The following is a 15,486-nucleotide window of genomic DNA, read 5'->3' as shown; positions in this document are numbered from 1 at the left end:
GAATAAAAAAATAAATTTTTATTCAGGCCAGTTTATTTTTTGAAATAAATCCCAGACAACAATTCCGGCACTTACAGAAATATTAAGAGAATGCTTTGTTCCCAACTGAGGAATTTCAATGCACCCATCACAGATGGCAACGGCCTCTTGCGATACGCCATAAACTTCATTTCCAAAAACTAAAGCATATTTCTGATTTTTTTCAATTTTAAAATCCTGAAGAAATACCGAGCTTTCAACTTGCTCGATGGCCATTGTTAGTATATTTTCTTTCTTTAGATTCTCAATTACTTCCAAAACATTCTCGTGATGTTCCCATGCAACAGTTTCAGTTGCGCCAAGAGCTGTTTTATGAATTTCTTTGTTTGGAGGAGTGGCAGTAATACCGCATAGAATTATCTTTTCAATCAAAAACGCATCAGCTGTTCTAAATACAGAACCAATATTGTGCAGACTTCGAATATCATCTAAAACCAAGATTAATGGAGTTTTCTCCGATTTTTTAAAATCTTCAATTGATTTACGGTCAAGTTCGCTGTTTTCGAGTTTTCTCATTGTTTTTGAATTGTAGTCATAAAAAAAGCTTCCAAAGATAAGGAAGCTTTTTCATTATTTAAATGTTTTTCAGATTAGCTTTTTACTGGATCTGGTAAAACAGTACCTTTAATAGTAAGGATTTTTGTTGGTTGTCCTTCTGCGTTAGAAGTAACAGTTACAGTTTTTGTAAAAGCACCAACTCTGTCAGTAGCATATTTTACACCAATAACACCTTTAGCTCCTGGAGCGATTGGCTCTTTTGGAGTAGTTGGAACAGTACATCCGCAAGATCCTTGAGTGTTTGTAATGATTAATGGTTTAGTTCCGTTGTTAACAAAAACAAACTCACGTTTTCCATCAGCATTGTGTGCGATAGTTCCGTAGTCAATAGTTTCAGTTTCGAAAAGCATTCCTGCTCCTTCAACTTTAGCAACTTTAGCTGCTTTAGCTTTTTTAGTTGTTTGTGCATTTGTAGCCGTGATACCAGCAACAGCCAACATAGCGAATAAAATTATTTTTTTCATCTTTAAGGGTCTTTTTTTAAATGATAAACAAAGCTATATAAAATTCTTAAATCAGTAACTAAAAAAATCTTAAAATATTTTAATTTTTGAAGCTTTCGATATGCCGCCAAAAAATCATAAATTCGCTGTCTTAATTTTTCATTTAAAAATATAATAATTTGGCAGCTAAAGAGAAAGTGGTGAAGGAAACACCTTTAATGAAACAGTACAACGAAATCAAGGCTAAATATCCTGATGCATGTCTGCTTTTCAGAGTAGGAGATTTTTATGAAACCTTTGGAGAAGACGCCATTAGAGCTTCAAAAATTTTAGGGATAACATTAACTAAAAGAGGAGCAGGTTCTGATACCGAAACAGCATTGGCTGGGTTTCCGCATCATTCTGTAAATACTTATTTGCCAAAACTGGTAAAAGCCGGACTTCGTGTGGCGATCTGTGATCAGCTGGAAGATCCCAAAATGACCAAAACAATCGTAAAAAGAGGTGTGACGGAGCTTGTTACTCCTGGAGTTTCTCTGAATGATGAGGTTTTGCAGTCAAAATCAAACAACTTCTTAGCATCTGTTTATTTTGCTAATAAAAATATCGGAATTTCATTTTTAGATGTTTCTACAGGAGAGTTTTTAACCGCTCAAGGAAATGCAGAATACATTGATAAATTGCTGCAAAACTTTAATCCAAGTGAAGTTTTAGTTCCAAAGACTTGTAAGAATGACTTTAAAACTGCTTTCGGAGAAGATTTTCATAGCTTTTTTCTAGAAGATTGGATTTATAAAGAAGACTATGCTTTAGAAACCTTGACTAAGCATTTTCAGACCAATTCTTTAAAAGGATTTGGTGTTGAAGAATTAAAAGAAGGAATTATTGCTTCTGGAGCAATTTTGTATTATTTGTCAGAGACGCAACACAATCGTGTGCAGCATATTACAGCAATTCAGCGTATTGCAGAAGATGCCTACGTTTGGATGGATCGTTTTACGATAAGAAACTTAGAATTATACCACAGTTATAATCCGAACGCAGTGACGCTTTTGGATGTGATTGATAAAACGCTTTCTCCAATGGGAGGACGTTTGCTAAAACGATGGCTGGCTTTGCCTTTGAAAGATGCGAACAAGGTAAAAAGCAGACATGAAGTTGTGGCGTATTTAAAATCAAATCCTGAAATCCTTCATAATATCCAATATCAAATCAAGCAGATTTCAGATTTAGAACGTTTGATTTCTAAAATTGCTGCAGGAAAAGTTTCGCCAAGAGAGATAGTGTATTTGAAAGAGTCTTTAGATGCTATAATTCCAATTAAGACTCTTGCGCTTGAAAGTCCGCAGGAAGCGGTAAAAGTAATTGGGGATAGTTTGCATGCTTGCGATTTGCTTCGCGAAAAAATCAAAACGACTTTAAATCAAGATGCGCCAGTTGCCATTTCAAAAGGAAATGCGATAGCGGCAGGAATAAATGAGGAATTAGATGAATTGCGTTCTATTTCAACTTCTGGAAAAGAATTCTTGGAAGGAATCGAAAAACGTGAATCGGAAAGAACAGGAATTTCTTCATTGAAAATTTCTTTTAATAATGTTTTTGGATATTATATTGAAGTTAGAAATACGCATAAAGATAAAGTTCCAGAAGAATGGATTCGTAAACAGACTTTGGTAAATGCAGAGCGTTATATTACCGAAGAATTAAAAGAATACGAAACCAAAATTTTAGGAGCAGAAGAAAAGATCTATAAAATAGAAAGCGAGCTTTTTGAGCAATTGGTAGCTTGGATTTCTACTTACATCAAACCTGTTCAAATGAACGCGTATTTGGTTGCGCAGTTGGATTGTTTATGTTCGTTTACACAAATGGCTGTCGAAAATCAATATGTACAGCCTGAAATTGATGATTCATTTGAGTTGGATATCAAAAACGGAAGACACCCCGTAATCGAAAAACAATTGCCTGTTGGTACGCCATATATTGCAAATGATGTTTTCTTAGATAGAGAAAAGCAGCAGATCATAATGATTACCGGACCTAACATGTCGGGTAAGTCGGCTATTTTAAGGCAAACGGCATTAATTGTGCTTTTGGCTCAGATGGGAAGTTTTGTTCCTGCTGATAGCGTTAGAATGGGAATTGTAGATAAGATTTTCACCAGAGTAGGAGCTTCAGATAATATTTCGATGGGAGAATCTACTTTTATGGTCGAAATGAATGAAACGGCTTCTATTTTGAATAACCTATCAGATAGAAGTTTGGTGTTGCTGGATGAGATTGGAAGAGGGACAAGTACCTATGATGGAATCTCGATTGCTTGGGCAATTGCGGAATTCTTGCACGAGCATCCAGGAAGAGCAAAAACACTTTTTGCAACGCATTATCACGAGCTGAACGAAATGACTGAATCGATGCCGAGAATTCAGAATTTCAATGTGGCAGTAAAAGAATTAAAAGACACTGTTCTTTTTGTTAGAAAGCTGGTGAAAGGAGGAAGTGCGCATAGTTTTGGAATTCACGTGGCAAAAATGGCTGGAATGCCTCAGCTGGTTATTTCGAAGGCTCAGAAACTTTTAAAGAAATTAGAAAAGAATCATTCTAGTGATGCTTTGAATGGAATAAAATCGGCAAATGAAGAAATGCAGATGAGTTTCTTTAATCTTGATGACCCTTTGCTAGAAGAGATAAAAGAAGAGATTTTGAATCTCGATATTAATGCCATTACGCCGGTAGAAGCATTGATGAAACTGAATGAGATCAAAAGAATGCTGGTTAAAAAATAAAATTCAAAATATTTTCAATTTTAAACTTTAGGTTATCAGAATGTTATAAAATAAGTCGATTTTTTTTTGAAAAAACGCTTGTGTAATTGAATAAATGTCCTAAATTTGCACTCGCAATACGAAACAAATCAAGTGTTGCGGTTCTTAGTAAAATTTGAAAATGCGAAAATAGCTCAGTTGGTAGAGCGCGACCTTGCCAAGGTCGAGGTCGCGGGTTCGAGCCCCGTTTTTCGCTCTAAAACCATACAATGCTCGGATGGTGAAATTGGTAGACACGCTGGACTTAAAATCCAGTGAACAGCAATGTTCGTGCGGGTTCAAGTCCCGCTCTGAGTACTAAAGCCTCTTCTTTTGAAGAGGCTTTTTTTATTTGCAGACTTGCAGAAAATAAATTTGCGCAGTAAATTTATTTTAGGGAATCTCAGAATCTCAGAATCTCAGAATCTCAGAATCTCAGAATCTCAGAATCTCAGAATCTCAGAATCTCAGGAAAAAATCTAAAATCAATAATCTTTAAAATCTAAAATTTATAAATGGGTGCTTTTGTAATTAGCAAGCGATTTAATGATGAATATAAGTTTACGTTTACTTCTCGAAAAGGGAAGGTGATTTTTACAAGTTTAAGCTATGAATTGAGGTTTGAATGTGAAGAGGATATTGAGAGGTTTAAAGCGAATATTGATCTTGCGAAATTTTTAAAATTTAAAGGTTCTGGAGGGAAGTATTTTTTTAAATTGATGCTTGGTGATGTTCACTTTGCTACAAGTCGAAAATACAGTACGGAATTGCTTTTGCAAAAAGGGATAAAAGAAATTGTAACATATTCTTCCAAGTCGGAGATTTTGGATTTTTCTTCGAGTGAATCGATTTTTGGTGATGAAGAGCTTGAAGAGGAAATGGAAGAAGCTGCGGAGTAAAAAAAAAGATATGGGTAATAAAAAAAGCGTTTGTAAATACAGACGCTTTTTTTATTGTTGTGAATTAATAGAAATATTAATCACAAAAAAAACCATCTAAAAAGATGGTTTTAAAATCGTTAGAACTTAGGTTCTAATTATTTTTTTACTTCTTCTACTTTAGCAGCAGCAGAATCAACTTTAGCAGCAGCAGAATCAACAGTTGCAGCAGCAGAATCAACAACAGCAGCAGCTGAATCAACAGCAACAGCAGTAGAGTCTACAGCAGGAGCTTCAGCAGCAGCGTCAGCTTTTTTACAAGATACAACAGTTAATACAGCAACAACAGCTAAACTTAAAAATACTTTTTTCATCTTACTTTATTATAAAAGGTTAATTATTAATTCGTGGCAAAGATATAAATTTTTTAATATGTAAAATATTTTTTCACTTTTTTTTTAAAATATTTTCCTTGCTCACGTTTATCTTATTTATCAAAGAATATGCCAAAATTATAATTTTTTCTTAAATTATCTAATTTCTTAGCGAAATAATTTTTCGTTGAAGAATCTTTATAAAAATAGGCTGTTTTATTTCTCTAACTAATAGTTTATTTTGTTTTTTAAGACTATTTGCTAGAATCTTTTAAAAGCAAAAAAGGAGATCTTGTTGTTGTTTTTTAGAATTTAGCACTTTTTTCAACTGTAAAAGATTATGAAATGCGTTTCATGATTGTCTCAGTAGCTCCTTTGTTATTTTGAATAAATGACCTGCAGATTTCGCTTTTTTCGGCCAAAAAGTTTTTGTCGTTTAGTAATCGGTCAAAAATTGCTTTAAGTTCCATGTTTGTTGAAATTGGCATGCAGCCGCCAATGCCCACTAAGTCAACTGCTTCTGCGAAATTGGAATAATTTGGTCCAATCACGATCGGGATGCCAAAAGTAGCTGGTTCTAATATATTATGTATTCCAGGATTTCCGAATCCGCCGCCGACATAAGCTATGGTTCCATAACTATAAATCTTAGTAAGGATTCCAATTGTATCAATTATAAAGACATTATAGGTTGAAAGATCTTTGTTTTCTTTTTCTGAGAATAAAACTGTCGGTTTTGTGATTTTTGATAGAAGATCTGATATTTGATCTGGTTTGATATTGTGTGGTGCAATTATAAATTTTACATCATCGGGTGCTTGATTAATGTATTCTGCAATTAAAATTTCATCTTTTGGCCATGAACTTCCAATAACTATCGTAAGCTGGCCGTTTTTAAAATTTTCAACATAATCCAGTCGGTTGTCTCTTTCTAATATAGCGTTTACACGATCAAAACGAGTATCGCCAGAAATAATTACATTCTTAAAACCTAGACTTTCAACTTTTTGTTTTGATTTTTCATTTTGAACAAAGAAATAAGTAAAGGCATTTAGAGCTTTTCTGTAGAAACCGCCATACCATTTAAAAAACACCTGATTGTCTCTGAAAATTCCAGAAATCAAGTAAGTAGGCGTTTTGCTTTTTTCTAGTTCCTTTAAGTAGTTCAGCCAAAATTCATATTTAATGAAAAATGCAAGTTCGGGATGAACTAATTTTAAAAATCTTTTAGCGTTACTTTTGGAATCAAGCGGTAAATAAACGGTAACATCTGCGACAGTGTTATTTTTACGCACTTCATATCCAGAAGGAGAAAAAAAAGTTACAATTATCTTATGTTGAGGATATTTTTCTTTGACTTTTTCTATAACAGGAAGTCCTTGTTCGTATTCTCCGAGAGAGGCTGAATGAAACCAAATCGTTTTGTCCTCTGCTTTGATTTTTTCTTCTAAAATTGAAAATACATTTTTTCGGCCTTCAACAAAAAGCTTAATTTTCGGACTAAATAACGCTATGATTCTTAAGAAAAAACCTGCAAGGTGTATGGCTAGATTGTATAAAAAAAGCATGTAATTTTTTTTGCAGCTAAATTACATTTCTTTCGACTATTTTCATTGGTTTGAAGCTATTAATAACTATTTTTGTTCCTCCTTTTAGAGATTTCTGTATAAAAACAGGGTCTTTAATTTTTTAAATACATTCAAAATGAAAAAAATTCAAATGGTTGACTTAAAAAGTCAATATGAAAAAATAAAATCTACTGTAGATGCTTCAATTCAAGAAGTTTTAGATACAAATACTTACATCAACGGACCTTTAGTTCATCAGTTTCAAAAAAATCTTGAGGATTATTTAGGAGTAAAACATGTTATTCCATGTGCAAATGGTACAGATGCGTTGCAGATTGCCATGATGGGGTTGGATTTAAAGCCAGGTGATGAGGTTATTACGGCCGATTTTACTTTCGCAGCAACGGTTGAGGTGATCGCTTTATTGCAATTAACTCCAGTTTTAGTTGATGTTGATTTGAACAATATGAACATCGATATTGATGCAGTGAAAAAAGCGATTACGCCAAAAACAAAAGCGATTGTTCCGGTTCATTTATTTGGGCGTGCAGCTAATATGGATGCAATCATGGAAATTGCTAAAGAGCATAATCTATATGTAATTGAAGATAATGCTCAGGCAATTGGAGCTGATTATGTTTCTAAATCTGGAGCAAAAAGCAAAGTTGGAACAATCGGTCACGTTGCGGCAACTTCTTTCTTCCCATCTAAAAATTTAGGATGTTATGGAGACGGAGGTGCAATTTTTACAAATGACGATAAATTGGCTCACATCATTCGCGGAATCGTAAATCACGGAATGTATGAGCGTTACCACCATGATGTTGTTGGAGTGAATTCTCGTTTAGATAGTATTCAGGCTGGAGTTTTAAATGCAAAACTGCCTCTTTTAGATGAATATAATAAAGCGCGTCGTTTGGCGGCAACAAAATATAATGCAGCTTTCGCGGGAAATGCAAAAATCATTACACCAGATTTTGATGCAAATGAAAATGACCACGTGTTCCATCAATATGTGCTGAGAATTTTAAATGCAGATAGAAATGCTTTAATGCAATATTTATTGGATAAAGGAATTCCATGTGCGATTTACTATCCAATTCCGTTGCATTCACAAAAAGCGTATTTAGATCCACGTTATAAAGAGGAGCAATTTCCAGTTACAAACCAATTAGTGCAAGAAGTAATTGCTTTGCCAATGCATACTGAACTTGACGACGAACAAATTAAATTTATTACCGATTCTGTTTTAGAATTTTTGAATAAATAAAAATGAAAAGATTTGGTCTTTTACTTTTAATGGTATTTTTTCAGTATTCGGTTTTTGCTCAAAAAACGAACGCTAAAGAAGAGAATGCTGTAAAAAGTCAGGTTGAAATATTGCGTCAGGCAATGATTGATGCTGACGGAGCGAAGTTGAAAGCACTGACTTCTGATCAATTAAATTATGTTCATTCTAATGGCAATTTTCAAAATCAAGCTGAATTTATAGAGGGAATAGTTAGCGGAAAATCTGATTTTGTATCTATCGATTTTCAAAACCAAACTATAACAATTCAGAATGATGTTGCTATTGTTCGGCATGTTTTATCGGCTCATACCAAAGATGATGGTATAGATCGAGATATTAAAATAGGAATAATGCTGGTTTGGCAGAAACAAAAAAATAAATGGATTCTTATTGCCAGACAAGCATATAAATTAACTACATAACAAACAACCACAAAATGAAAGTATTAGTAACAGGAGGATTAGGGTTTATCGGTTCCCACACCGTAGTCGAATTGCAAAATGAAGGCTTCGAGGTAGTGATTATTGATAATCTTTCAAACTCTTCAGAAGATGTTTTAAAAGGAATTACAGCGATTACGGGAAAAACGCCGTTATTCGAAAAAATTGATTTAAGAGAAAAAAGCGATGTTCGGGATTTCTTTAAAAAACATAATGATGTTACTGGGGTTATTCATTTTGCAGCTTCAAAAGCTGTTGGCGAAAGTGTTGAACAACCATTGTTGTACTACGAAAACAACATTAGCAGTTTAGTTTATCTTTTACAGGAATTACAGCAAAAACCTGAAGCAAGTTTTATTTTCAGTTCTTCTTGTACAGTTTACGGTCAAGCTGAAAAAATGCCAATTACAGAAGATGCTCCGGTTCAAACTGCCATGTCTCCTTACGGAAATACAAAACAGATTGGAGAAGAAATTATTATAGATACAGCTAAAGTTACCAATATCAGCGCTATTTTATTGCGTTATTTTAATCCAGTTGGAGCGCACGAATCTGTAGAAATTGGAGAATTGCCATTGGGGGTTCCTCAAAACTTAGTTCCATTTATTACACAAACGGGAGTGGGTCTACGTCAGGAATTATCTGTTTTCGGAAATGATTACCCAACGCCAGACGGAACTGCAATTCGCGATTATATTCACGTAGTAGATTTAGCGAAAGCACACGTAATTGCGTTACAGCGTTTGTTGAATAAAAAGAATTTGGCAAAAGTGGAGACTTTCAACTTAGGAACAGGAAAAGGAAGTTCTGTTCTTGAAGTCATTCATAGTTTTGAAAAAGTCAGCGGTAAACAATTGCCTTATAAGATGATGCCTCGTCGCGAAGGTGATATTACTGAGGCTTATGCAAATACAGACAAGGCAAATAATGTCTTAGGATGGAAAGCTGAACTAAGTCTGGATGAAGCGATGGCAAGTGCTTGGAAATGGGAACAAAAAGTGAGGAATAAGTAATTTTTTAATAAAATTATAAATTTTTAAAATCCCAGATTATAGTAATATAGTTTGGGATTTTTTTTAGCTATTAATTATCATGAAACAAAGTTTAGATTATAAATTAATATTTGCCCTAGCGGCTGTTGGAATTGTTTGGGGAACTACATTTTTAGGAATTAGAGTTGCCGTTGAAACGATTCCGCCTTGGTTTGTAACTTCAATTCGTCAAGGTCTTGCGGGATTTATTATGATGACCATTTTATTATTCAAAAAAGAATTAAAATGGATTGGCTGGGAGAATTTTAAACAACAGCTTATTGCTTCGGTTTTAATGCTTGTAATTGCAAATGGCTTTACGACAATTGCAGAGCAGAATATCCCTAGCGGATTAGCATCAGTTATAAATGCCTTGACTCCAATTCTTATTTTTTTGGGCAGTATTATGTTTGGATTGCAAAAAATGAGTTTAAAGCGATTTATTGGTGTACTTATTGGGTTTTCAGGAGTAGTGTTTATTTTTAAAGATGGACTCGAATCATTTTTAGATGTTAATTACAGAACTGGAATGATGTTTATGGGATTTGCAATTTTGGCGTGGGCGGCTGGAACAATTTATACCAAAACGCATGCAAATAAATCGAAAAATATAACGCTCAATTTATTTTACCAATTTACAATCGCATCTTGTATTCAGTTGGTCTTGGCTTCAATATTCTCACCAAATCCAGATTTTAATTCTTGGAGTTCAAAAAGTATTTTTGCTGCTTTGTATTTATCAATATTTGGATCTGTAATTGCTTTCTTTTGTTATAATTATGCACTAAAACATGTTACAGCGGTTCAGGTTTCTATTTTGTCCTACATCAATACAATAATTGCTGTTTTCTTGGGCTGGTCGCTTTTAGATGAAGTAATTACGATTGATTTTATTATTGCTACAGCTTTAATTATTCTTGGAGTTTTTATTGTGAATTACAAGAAGAAGGAAAAGAAAGTTTTGTAGTATTCTTTTAGTATGTCATTTCGACGAAGGAGAAATCTTCGCAAGTAGCTCTGCAAAGTTTTTAGACTTTCTATGTAGAGTTTCTTGCGAAGATTTCTCCTTCGTCGAAATGACAAAAAGCTCTGAAAAACAAAATTTTTTCAGAGCTTTTTATATGTATAGTTTTTTAACTGAAAACTGAGACCGCGACTGAAAACTAACTACGCATTAGCAACAGCAGCTTCTTTATCAATTTTATTAATCAATCCAGTTAATACTTTTCCTGGACCAACTTCAGTAAACAAAGTTGCGCCATCAGCGATCATTTGCTGTACAGACTGAGTCCATTTTACAGGAGCTGTTAATTGGATGATTAAGTTCTTTTTAATTTCGTTAGCATCAGAAACCGCGTTTGCAGTAACGTTTTGATATACTGGGCAAATTGGAGTAGAGAAAGTAGTTGCTTCGATTGCAGCAGCCAATTCTTCTCTTGCAGGCTCCATCATAGGTGAGTGGAATGCACCTCCAACAGGTAAAATTAAAGCACGTTTTGCTCCTGCAGCTTTCATAGCTTCACAAGCTTTTTCAACAGCCGAAGTTTCTCCAGAAATTACTAATTGTCCAGGGCAGTTATAGTTAGCCGCAACCACAACACCATCGATAGAAGCACAAACTTCTTCTACAACATTATCAGCTAAACCTAAAACAGCCGCCATTGTAGATGGAGTGATTTCGCAAGCTTTTTGCATTGCCAAAGCACGTTGAGAAACCAATTTAAGTCCATCTTCAAAAGATAAAGTCCCGTTAGCAACCAAAGCCGAAAATTCTCCTAATGAATGCCCTGCAACCATTTCCGGTTTGAAATCCTCTAAAGTTTTAGCTAAAATAACTGAATGTAAAAATACAGCAGGCTGTGTCACTTTAGTTTCTTTTAGTTCTTCGGCAGTGCCTTCAAACATGATATCTGTAATTCTGAAACCTAATATTTCATTAGCTTTTTCGAATAATTCTTTGGCTAAAGCCGAATTTTCATAAAGGTCTTTACCCATTCCTGTGAACTGTGCACCCTGACCCGGAAATACGTATGCTTTCATTTGTCTAATTTAATTTTTACTTTTTTTTAAAATTGAAAATTAGTTTCAATTGGAAGGCAAAAATAATACTTTTTTATTTCGTATAATCCTTAAACATATAAATCCATGCTAATCTGGAAAATCTCAGGTTAAAAGGAGTAAGTAGAGTGATAGAAACAGCAATAATTGGAAGGATTCTTAAATCGAAATTTTTCTCAAAGAAAAACTGTGCAATACAATACGTTGCAATTCCTTGAGCAACGGTTAGCCCATAGTTTACATACATGGCGCCAAAGAAATAGCCAGGCTCTTTTTGGAATTTATAATGGCAATGATTGCAGTATTCATTCATTTTTGGAAAACTGAAATTCAGAAAAATATTTTTGTCTGTAAAAACTTTTCCTTTATGACAAACAGGACATTCGTTTTTTAAAATATGAGTTAATGCACTTGACATGATATTATTGATTTTTGTTTATACAAAGGTAATTCAGAGCATTATAAAAGTCTTTTTAGTATCTTCGCTTATTATAGCACAATAAAGACATTTTTATGAAGCGATATCCAATTTATAGTGTTCAGAATTTCAGCTGTAACGATATTCACCGCGATTTTTATGTCAATACTTTTACGGAACACTTAAAAAGTCACAGTTTTGTCGAAGAACCGCATCGTCATGATTCGTATTTGATGGTCTTTTTTACTAAAGGTTCGGGATTACATGAAGTCGATTTTGACCAGTTTGAAATCAAAAGAGGAAGTCTTTTTGTGCTACAGCCTGGACAAATGCACCATTGGAATTTGTCTGAAGATATTGAAGGTTTTGTAATTATCTTTTCTCAGGAATTGTACAATTTGTATTTCGGACAGAAGAAAATCAACGATTATAATTTTTATCATTCCATTCAAAACCGACCAGAAATGGTTTTTGAAGAAAAAGAAATCCCGAAAATCGTTCCATATTTTGATTTACTGATTAAAGAAAACAACCAAGATAACAAATACCAATTAGACAAATTACTGAATTTGCTAGACTGCATTCATATTGAAGTAGCTAGAAAATATGGAGAAACCTATTCGCATCAAACCCATTCGTACAATATCAAAATCAATAAGTTTGAATCGCTTTTGGAAGAGCATTTCAGAACTCAGAAACTGCCTTCATTTTATGCGGAAAAGCTAAATATTACGCTGAAACATTTAAACAGAATCTGCAATGAAATTCTCCAAAAAACAGCGACAGAAGTAATTATGGACAGGGTGATCCTAGAAATCAAAAGAATGCTGATTGACAAACAATTAGCCGTAAATGAAGTCGCATTCAAAGTCGGTTACGAAGATTATTCCTATTTCTCAAGATTCTTCAAAAAACAAACCGGAATGTCGCCTACAGAATTTAGAAATACTTCGCGTTGAGTTTTTTATAACCACGAATTACACAAATTTCCACAAATTAATTTTTTGCCACAGATTAAAAAGATTATTTGGATTTTTAATCTGAGGAAATTCTTCATCTGTGGCAAAAAAAATTAAAAAATAATAATTTGTGGAAATTTGTGTAATTTGTGGCTAAAAAAACAAAAGCCCTGCGAGTAAACGCAAGGCTTTTAACCAACCAATTAAATCTAAAACCAAATAGATTAGGCTTGTTTTACAAATTGTAATTCAATGTTTAAACGAACTTCTTCGCCTACTAAAACACCCCCTGTTTCAAGAGCTGAGTTCCAGTTTAAACCCCAATCTTTACGATTAATTTTTCCTTCTATGCTTAAGCCTACTTTTGTATTTCCCCAAGGATCAGTCATGATTCCGCTAAATTCAACTGGGAATTTTACTGTTTTTGAAACACCTTTAATGTTTAAATCTCCAGTTAATTCAAATTCACCATCATTAATTTTTTTGAAAGCAGAAGATTTGAAAGTTAATTTAGGATGATTCTCAGCGTCAAAGAAATCACCGCTTCTTAAATGTCCGTCACGATCTGCATTTGCAGTGTCGATCGAAGCGATATCAGCAGAAAAACTGAAATCTGCATTATCAAAACTTTCTCCTTCTGTGATTGCAGAAGCCTCGTAAGTTCCAAATTTTCCTGAAACATTAGTAAACATCATGTGTTTAACTTTAAAACCAATTTCTGAGTGAGTTGGGTCAATTGACCATTTTGTAGTTGCCATAATTTTATTTTTTAAATAATTAATTTCATTTTGATAGGACAAAGTTACGATGGCAGTTGTCCTTAAGCACTTAACCTAGATTAAGAAATGTGAAAGACCTAACAGGTTTTAAAACCCGTTAGGTCTCTTGCGATTATTTTTTATTCATGTAAAATGTCAACGCTCCTGACGGGCATTTATTAACAGTAGAAATAATTTTCTCAGTTGTAGATTGCTTTGGAGTAATCCACGGTTTTTCTTTTGGGCGAAAAACATCTGGATTGTTTTTGACACAATTAGCCGAGTGAATGCATTTTCCAGATTGCCATACAATTGTTACTTCGCCGTTTGTGTATTCTTTAGTGAGGTTATTTGGATTCATGGTTTAAAATTTTAAGAGTTAGTTTAATTTTAAAGTCAGACCAATTTTTTTACTTATAAAGTTAGTCTTCTTTTTTGAAATGAAATAAAAAAAAAGAAACGATAATAATCTGATTTCCAGATTCATTATCGTTTCAAAGTACAGGTATTAATTGTTATTTGTTTGAATTAATAATTCATCGGAATGTCCATTACTAAAAATTCAGCATCTGTATTGGCTTTAATATTTAAAGTATCAGTTCCTGAGATTCCAACCGCATCACGAGAATTTAATTCTTGACCGTTGATCGTAACATTTCCTTTTAAAACGAAAGCATAAACTCCATTTCCTTCTTTTTTGATTTTATATTCAGCAGTAACTCCAGAATCGAAATTACCCATGTTGAACCAAGCGTCTTGGTGAATCCAAACTCCTTCATCATCTGCATTTGGTGATAAAACCTGAGACAATTTGTTATGTCTGTCGGCAACATCCAAAGTGATTTGCTGATAACGTGGCGTAACATTTCTTTTGTTTGGAAACAGCCAAATCTGTAACAGTTTAGTCTGCTGATCTGCATTCGGGTTAAACTCGCTATGCTGAATTCCGGTTCCTGCACTCATCACCTGAATGTCTCCATTTTTAATTACTTCAGTATTTCCCATACTGTCTTTGTGAGCCAAATCACCTTCTAACGGAATCGTAATAATTTCCATATTATCGTGTGGGTGAGTTCCAAATCCCATTCCGGCAGCAATTGTATCATCATTCAAAACACGAAGCGCTCCAAACTGAATTCTGTCGGGATTGTACCAGCTCGCAAAGCTAAAACTGTGATAAGCGTTCAACCATCCGTGATTTGCATTTCCTCTTGATTCTGCTTTGTGCAATACTATATTTTCCATGATTTTGTCCTTTTGTTATTTTTATAGTACAAAGATACGGCCGATGTAAAGGAAAAGCACTTAATCTAGGTTAAGTTCTTTGAGGTGCTAAGTTTTGGAGGTTCTGAGGACTAAGTTTTTAGGAACAAAGGCACAAAGTTACAGAAGGTTAAAGGTTTTACCTCAAAGTAACCATACGGTTTATCATTTCGACGAAGGGGAAATCTTCGCAAGTAACTCCGCAATGTGAATCCAATCTTTGTCGAGCTTCTTACGAGGATTTCTCCTTCGTCGAAATTGTAAAAGTTACTTATTTCGGTAACGGATTTATCATTTCGATTGGCTTTTTTCCATCAATTCCCTGATGCGGTCTTTCATGATTGTAATAATATAAATATTGCAGCAATTCCTCTTTTAACTCTTCTTGAGAATCAAAATCAGTATCTCGCAATAAATCCTCTTCCAGAGTTCTCCAAAACCTCTCCACCTTGCCGTTTGTCTGTGGGCGGTAAGGTCTGGTGTATCTGTGTACGATCCCGAGCTCCATCAGCATTCTTTCGAAAGGATGCTGATTTTTTACCTTGCTGGTTTTAATTCCAAATTCAGCTCCATTATCAGATAATATCTCTTCAAATTTTATTTC

Annotated in this window: 17 protein-coding genes and 2 tRNA genes; 9 read left to right on the top strand and 10 right to left on the bottom strand. The window is 34.1% G+C overall.

The features are described from left to right. Window positions 1-18 precede the first annotated feature (18 nt). Window positions 19-555, bottom strand: a complete 537-nt coding sequence (locus BLP44_RS22355; RefSeq protein WP_091136519.1) for an RNA methyltransferase — start codon at window positions 553-555, stop codon at window positions 19-21. 74 nt (window positions 556-629) lie between these two features. Continuing rightward, entirely contained in the window at window positions 630-1,061 is a 432-nt protein-coding gene (locus BLP44_RS22350; RefSeq protein WP_008467274.1) for a DUF1573 domain-containing protein, read from the bottom strand. 158 nt (window positions 1,062-1,219) lie between these two features. Here BLP44_RS22350 and mutS point away from each other — a divergent pair, with 158 nt between their 5' ends. The 4 genes from mutS to BLP44_RS22330 all read left to right on the top strand — a co-directional run bounded on the left by mutS (window position 1,220) and on the right by BLP44_RS22330 (window position 4,743). Continuing rightward, window positions 1,220-3,826, top strand: a complete 2,607-nt coding sequence (gene mutS, locus BLP44_RS22345) for a DNA mismatch repair protein MutS (protein WP_170830270.1) — start codon at window positions 1,220-1,222, stop codon at window positions 3,824-3,826. 162 nt (window positions 3,827-3,988) lie between these two features. Continuing rightward, a tRNA-Gly gene (locus BLP44_RS22340) sits at window positions 3,989-4,061 on the top strand. Window positions 4,062-4,076: 15 nt separating this feature from the next. Next, window positions 4,077-4,162: transfer RNA gene (locus tag BLP44_RS22335), tRNA-Leu, on the top strand. Window positions 4,163-4,359: 197 nt separating this feature from the next. Continuing rightward, a complete protein-coding gene (locus tag BLP44_RS22330) occupies window positions 4,360-4,743 on the top strand; it encodes a DUF1508 domain-containing protein (protein WP_066032745.1) in 384 nt (127 codons plus the stop codon). Window positions 4,744-4,880: 137 nt separating this feature from the next. Here BLP44_RS22330 and BLP44_RS22325 read toward each other — a convergent pair whose 3' ends face one another. Next, a complete protein-coding gene (locus BLP44_RS22325) occupies window positions 4,881-5,096 on the bottom strand; it encodes a PG1828 family lipoprotein (RefSeq protein ID WP_008467260.1) in 216 nt (71 codons plus the stop codon). A 338-nt stretch (window positions 5,097-5,434) separates the two neighbouring features. After that, on the bottom strand, window positions 5,435-6,664 hold the full coding sequence (locus BLP44_RS22320) for a 3-deoxy-D-manno-octulosonic acid transferase (protein ID WP_091136516.1): 1,230 nt from the start codon (window positions 6,662-6,664) through the stop codon (window positions 5,435-5,437). Window positions 6,665-6,800: 136 nt separating this feature from the next. On the opposite strand from BLP44_RS22320, the gene BLP44_RS22315 reads away from it, so the two are divergent. The 4 genes from BLP44_RS22315 (at window position 6,801) to BLP44_RS22300 (ending at window position 10,393) form a co-directional block, all read left to right on the top strand. After that, a complete protein-coding gene (locus tag BLP44_RS22315; protein ID WP_091136512.1) occupies window positions 6,801-7,934 on the top strand; it encodes a DegT/DnrJ/EryC1/StrS family aminotransferase in 1,134 nt (377 codons plus the stop codon). Between the two features lie 2 nt (window positions 7,935-7,936). Then, window positions 7,937-8,377 carry a nuclear transport factor 2 family protein gene (locus BLP44_RS22310; RefSeq protein WP_091136508.1) on the top strand — a complete coding sequence of 147 codons (441 nt, stop codon included), beginning with the start codon at window positions 7,937-7,939 and terminating at the stop codon, window positions 8,375-8,377. A gap of 14 nt (window positions 8,378-8,391) precedes the next feature. Further along, window positions 8,392-9,408 (top strand): UDP-glucose 4-epimerase GalE, encoded by a 1,017-nt coding sequence (gene galE / locus BLP44_RS22305; RefSeq protein WP_066032742.1) that lies wholly within the window; start codon window positions 8,392-8,394, stop codon window positions 9,406-9,408. Between the two features lie 79 nt (window positions 9,409-9,487). Beyond that, a complete protein-coding gene (locus BLP44_RS22300; RefSeq protein ID WP_091136504.1) occupies window positions 9,488-10,393 on the top strand; it encodes a DMT family transporter in 906 nt (301 codons plus the stop codon). Window positions 10,394-10,593: 200 nt separating this feature from the next. Here the strand turns inward: BLP44_RS22300 and fabD are convergent, their stop codons facing one another. Together fabD and BLP44_RS22290 are read right to left on the bottom strand one after the other, a co-directional pair. Beyond that, entirely contained in the window at window positions 10,594-11,466 is an 873-nt protein-coding gene (fabD, locus tag BLP44_RS22295) for an ACP S-malonyltransferase (RefSeq protein ID WP_091136500.1), read from the bottom strand. Between the two features lie 73 nt (window positions 11,467-11,539). Continuing rightward, a complete protein-coding gene (locus BLP44_RS22290; RefSeq protein ID WP_091136496.1) occupies window positions 11,540-11,902 on the bottom strand; it encodes a DUF983 domain-containing protein in 363 nt (120 codons plus the stop codon). 95 nt (window positions 11,903-11,997) lie between these two features. On the opposite strand from BLP44_RS22290, the gene BLP44_RS22285 reads away from it, so the two are divergent. After that, window positions 11,998-12,861, top strand: coding sequence for a helix-turn-helix domain-containing protein (locus tag BLP44_RS22285; protein ID WP_091136494.1), 864 nt, complete (start codon window positions 11,998-12,000; stop codon window positions 12,859-12,861). Between the two features lie 224 nt (window positions 12,862-13,085). Here BLP44_RS22285 and BLP44_RS22280 read toward each other — a convergent pair whose 3' ends face one another. The 4 genes from BLP44_RS22280 to BLP44_RS22265 form a co-directional block, all read right to left on the bottom strand. After that, complete coding sequence (locus BLP44_RS22280; RefSeq protein ID WP_008467251.1) at window positions 13,086-13,619, bottom strand: YceI family protein; 534 nt, start codon at window positions 13,617-13,619, stop codon at window positions 13,086-13,088. Between the two features lie 133 nt (window positions 13,620-13,752). Continuing rightward, window positions 13,753-13,980, bottom strand: a complete 228-nt coding sequence (locus tag BLP44_RS22275) for a (4Fe-4S)-binding protein (RefSeq protein ID WP_091136491.1) — start codon at window positions 13,978-13,980, stop codon at window positions 13,753-13,755. Between the two features lie 167 nt (window positions 13,981-14,147). Next, on the bottom strand, window positions 14,148-14,864 hold the full coding sequence (locus BLP44_RS22270; RefSeq protein ID WP_091136487.1) for a pirin family protein: 717 nt from the start codon (window positions 14,862-14,864) through the stop codon (window positions 14,148-14,150). A gap of 289 nt (window positions 14,865-15,153) precedes the next feature. Continuing rightward, on the bottom strand, window positions 15,154-15,486 hold a 333-nt coding region (locus tag BLP44_RS22265), incomplete at its 5' end, for an integrase core domain-containing protein (RefSeq protein WP_139159231.1).

Source organism: Flavobacterium anhuiense, from assembly GCF_900101855.1.
In the GTDB taxonomy this organism is placed as follows: domain Bacteria; phylum Bacteroidota; class Bacteroidia; order Flavobacteriales; family Flavobacteriaceae; genus Flavobacterium; species Flavobacterium anhuiense.
This window is presented reverse-complemented; position numbering and strand designations above follow the sequence as displayed.

What these genes read in the sequence shown, in the direction of transcription:
- BLP44_RS22320 (WP_091136516.1), bottom strand. Translation starts at nt 6,664, where the DNA reads ATGCTTTTTTTATACAATCTAGCCATACACCTTGCAGGTTTTTTCTTA.
- BLP44_RS22300 (WP_091136504.1), top strand. Translation starts at nt 9,488, where the DNA reads ATGAAACAAAGTTTAGATTATAAATTAATATTTGCCCTAGCGGCTGTT.
- BLP44_RS22275 (WP_091136491.1), bottom strand. Translation starts at nt 13,980, where the DNA reads ATGAATCCAAATAACCTCACTAAAGAATACACAAACGGCGAAGTAACA.
- BLP44_RS22270 (WP_091136487.1), bottom strand. Translation starts at nt 14,864, where the DNA reads ATGGAAAATATAGTATTGCACAAAGCAGAATCAAGAGGAAATGCAAAT.
- BLP44_RS22285 (WP_091136494.1), top strand. Translation starts at nt 11,998, where the DNA reads ATGAAGCGATATCCAATTTATAGTGTTCAGAATTTCAGCTGTAACGAT.
- BLP44_RS22290 (WP_091136496.1), bottom strand. Translation starts at nt 11,902, where the DNA reads ATGTCAAGTGCATTAACTCATATTTTAAAAAACGAATGTCCTGTTTGT.
- BLP44_RS22325 (WP_008467260.1), bottom strand. Translation starts at nt 5,096, where the DNA reads ATGAAAAAAGTATTTTTAAGTTTAGCTGTTGTTGCTGTATTAACTGTT.
- fabD (WP_091136500.1), bottom strand. Translation starts at nt 11,466, where the DNA reads ATGAAAGCATACGTATTTCCGGGTCAGGGTGCACAGTTCACAGGAATG.
- BLP44_RS22315 (WP_091136512.1), top strand. Translation starts at nt 6,801, where the DNA reads ATGAAAAAAATTCAAATGGTTGACTTAAAAAGTCAATATGAAAAAATA.
- galE (WP_066032742.1), top strand. Translation starts at nt 8,392, where the DNA reads ATGAAAGTATTAGTAACAGGAGGATTAGGGTTTATCGGTTCCCACACC.
- BLP44_RS22355 (WP_091136519.1), bottom strand. Translation starts at nt 555, where the DNA reads ATGAGAAAACTCGAAAACAGCGAACTTGACCGTAAATCAATTGAAGAT.
- BLP44_RS22310 (WP_091136508.1), top strand. Translation starts at nt 7,937, where the DNA reads ATGAAAAGATTTGGTCTTTTACTTTTAATGGTATTTTTTCAGTATTCG.
- BLP44_RS22280 (WP_008467251.1), bottom strand. Translation starts at nt 13,619, where the DNA reads ATGGCAACTACAAAATGGTCAATTGACCCAACTCACTCAGAAATTGGT.
- BLP44_RS22350 (WP_008467274.1), bottom strand. Translation starts at nt 1,061, where the DNA reads ATGAAAAAAATAATTTTATTCGCTATGTTGGCTGTTGCTGGTATCACG.
- BLP44_RS22330 (WP_066032745.1), top strand. Translation starts at nt 4,360, where the DNA reads ATGGGTGCTTTTGTAATTAGCAAGCGATTTAATGATGAATATAAGTTT.